At 67.6% G+C, this 1,900-nt stretch carries 1 protein-coding gene; it reads right to left on the bottom strand.

Annotation, left to right across the window (positions count from 1 at the left end; genetic code table 11):
• Positions 1–1,900, bottom strand: a 1,900-nt coding sequence (locus OC610_RS26705; RefSeq protein WP_264432228.1) for a condensation domain-containing protein, incomplete at both ends; no start/stop codon positions are given.

Here is a 1,900-nt window from a genome sequence, read left to right as displayed (position 1 = left end):
TCAGGGCGGTGTGCAGGTTGGTCGGGCCGTCGTAGTGACGTTCGGTGGCGTTCCAACGGTCGAGTTGCTGCTGGTCCTGCTGTTGCGGGAACAGATCGACCAGACTGCGCTCAGGATCAGCCACCAAGGCGTCGAGCAGCGCGCACCACTGCGCGCTCCAGCGTTGCATCGTCGTTTCGTCGTACAAGGCCGATTGGTATTCCAGCGCCAGCGTCATGTCGCTGCCGTCGTCCTGGACTTCCCAGTTCTGTTCGAACTTGGCGTCGATCACCGGCAGCATCTGCTCCTCGACGTTCAGCCCCGGCCACTGATTGCTGTCGACGCGGCCGTGGTTGAGGGAGAACAGCACCTGGAACAACGGCGTACGATTCAAGTCGCGGTTCTGCGCGACGGCACCGACCAGGGTGGCGAAGGGCAGGTCGGCGTGGGCCTGGGCGGCCCGCAGGTCGGCCTCGAGGCTGGCGAGCAGCTGCTCGGCCGGGGCCCGTGGGTCGATGTCGCTGCGGATCACCAGGGTGTTGACCAGGCAGGCCAGCAACGTCTGGGTTTGCGCGTGGTCACGTTGGTCCGCCGGGGTGCCGAGGCGAATTTCCCGTTGGCCGCTGTAGCGGGCCAGCAGCGCGCTCAGGGCCGTGGCCAGCACCACATAGGACGTCGTCCCACGCTGGCGGGCGAACTGGCGGATGGCCTCGGCGCGTGGGATGCCAAGGCGGACGCTCAGTTGCCGGGCGCGACGATCGGCCTCGGCGCCACGTGGATGGTCGATGGGCAGGTCGAGTTGATAGTCGTCCTGGCCCAAGTGATTTTTCCAGTAGTCGAGGCTGTTACTGCGCCGGGCCTGGGTGTCCGGGGCCTGTTGCCACAGGGCGAAATCGACGTAGTCGATCTCCAGCGGTGTCCAGGCAGGCGACTGTCCGTCCAGGCCGGCGGCGTAGGCCTGGGTCAGTTCGTCGATGAGCAACTGCATGGCCCAACCGTCGGTGGCGCTGTGGTGCAGGCACACCAGCAGCAGGTTTTCGTCGCTGCCCTGGCGTTGCAGCAGGTGCGCCCGCCAAGGCGCGGCGACGGCCAGGTCGAACGGCGCCATCAGATCGTCCTGGGCGCTGGCGCAGGCTGCGGCCCAGTCCTGGCTTGCAACGCCAGTGACCGCGAGCGCCGGCCCGTGGTCATCGATCAGCAATTGCGGTTCGCCGTCGACTTCGACAATCCGGCTGCGCAGCACCAGGTGGCGCTGGCTGACTTGCTCGAAGGCCTCACGCAAGACCCGGGCCTGCAGCGCGCCGCGCAAGGTCAGCGCGAATGGCATGTGGTACTCGCGGGACTCTGGCACCAGGCGGCTGAGCATCCAGAACCGGCGCTGGGCCAGCCCCAGGGGCAATTGTGCCGGACGCGGTTGCGCGGTGATCGACTCACCCGGCATGGCCGCGCGCAGATGCCCGGCCAGGACCGCGACCGTCGGTTGGGCGAACACCAGCGGCAGGGGCAGGTAAACCCCCAGGCGCTCGCGGACCCGACTGACCAGGCGGGTGGCCAGCAGGGAATGGCCGCCGAGTTGGAAGAAGTTATCGTCGATACCGACCGGTGAACCCCCCAGCACTTCGCTGAACAGTTCGCAGAGCACGGTTTCAGTGGCATTGCGCGGCGCGGTGCGTGGCTGGTCGCTTTGGCTCTGTGGCAGCGGCATGGCGGCCAGGGCCTTGCGGTCGAGCTTGCCGTTGCTGTTGAGCGGCAGGCGGTCGAGCTGCACGAACAGGCTCGGCTGCATGTGCGCGGGCAGGCTGTCGCTCACGTCGGTGCGCAAGGTCGCCTCATCGGCATCACCGCACCAGAAACTCACCAGGCGCTGGTCCAGCAACAGGGTAGAGGCGTCACGGACACCGGCCAGGGCCAGCAGCGCAGC

Origin of the sequence: Pseudomonas agronomica (assembly GCF_025917275.1) — a bacterium.
Classification (GTDB): Bacteria; Pseudomonadota; Gammaproteobacteria; order Pseudomonadales; family Pseudomonadaceae; genus Aquipseudomonas; species Aquipseudomonas agronomica.
Note: the sequence above shows the minus strand (reverse complement) of the source record. Positions and strands in the feature narration are given on the sequence as shown.